At 67.7% G+C, this 347-nt stretch carries 1 protein-coding gene; it reads left to right on the top strand.

The genetic code is table 11. The annotated features are described in order from the left end of the window. The coding region (locus HWX39_RS35875; protein ID WP_175972161.1) for an aminotransferase class I/II-fold pyridoxal phosphate-dependent enzyme at positions 1 to 347 on the top strand (347 nt) is incomplete at both ends.

The raw sequence follows: 347 nt of genomic DNA, 5'->3' as shown, positions 1-347 counted from the left end.
CTCGGCTCGCCGTATCCGGACCCGAGCCTGTTCCCGTTCGAGAAGCTGAACCGCTACGCGTATGCGGCCGGCCGCGACAAGTCGCTGTGGGGCGTGACGGACGGGTTGCCGCCGGGGCATCCGCGGCTGATCCGGCAGATCGCGCGACGCTACCTGGAAAACGGGATGTCGGTGGACCCGAACGAGATCATCGTGACGGTCGGCGCGACGGAGGCGATCAACCTGTGCCTGCAGGCCGTCGCGAAGCCGGGCGACACGATCGCGGTGGAATCGCCGACGTTCTACGCGATGCTGCACGCGATCGAGCGGATGGGGATGAAGGCGATCGAGGTGGCGACGCATCCGGA

This window comes from Burkholderia sp. BCC0322, assembly GCF_902833045.1.
Taxonomy (GTDB): Bacteria; Pseudomonadota; Gammaproteobacteria; order Burkholderiales; family Burkholderiaceae; genus Burkholderia.
Note: the sequence above shows the minus strand (reverse complement) of the source record. Positions and strands in the feature narration are given on the sequence as shown.